A 549-nucleotide genomic window follows, 5' to 3' on the forward strand; every position below is an offset into this window, starting at 1 on the left:
GGCAAGGCGGCGAAGGCAGGCAAGACGGCCAGAACCGCGCGCAAGGTCGCGCCGGCGGTGAAGCGCAGGGGCTGCAACAGCTTTGAGCAGGGCACCGAGGTGCTGTTGGCTGATGGGACGTCGGCGCCCATCGAACAGGTTGTCGTGGGCGACATGGTGCTCGCCACCGACCCTCTCACCGGTGAGACAGTCGCGAAGCCGGTGACGGACCTGATTCGGCATCTCGATGACGAGATGTGGGTGGACGTCACGGTGGCAACCGAGGCGGGCGTTGACACGGTGCGTGCCACCGCGGAGCACCCGTTCTGGGTGGCCAGCGGCGGTGACGTCCTGGTGCCCAGCGGGGTGCTGGTCGCGCCCAGGGGACGATGGGTCAACGCGGCAGACCTCACCGAAGGCAACCTGCTCACCACCGCTGCAGGATCCACAGGCACGGTGCTTGAGGTCCGCCCCTATGAGGCGACACGATGGGCGTACAACTTCACCGTCGCCGACCTCCACACGTACTATGTCGGTGATGAACCCCTACTCGTCCACAACGCGAGTTGC

The 549-nt window shown here is 66.5% G+C and carries 1 protein-coding gene; it reads left to right on the top strand.

The window, feature by feature from the left end; genetic code table 11:
• A partial coding sequence (locus tag AOP72_RS13120; protein WP_238581717.1) for a polymorphic toxin-type HINT domain-containing protein occupies nucleotides 1–549 on the top strand: 549 nt, incomplete at both ends.

The organism is Demequina aestuarii (assembly GCF_000975095.1).
Lineage (GTDB): Bacteria > Actinomycetota > Actinomycetes > Actinomycetales > Demequinaceae > Demequina > Demequina aestuarii.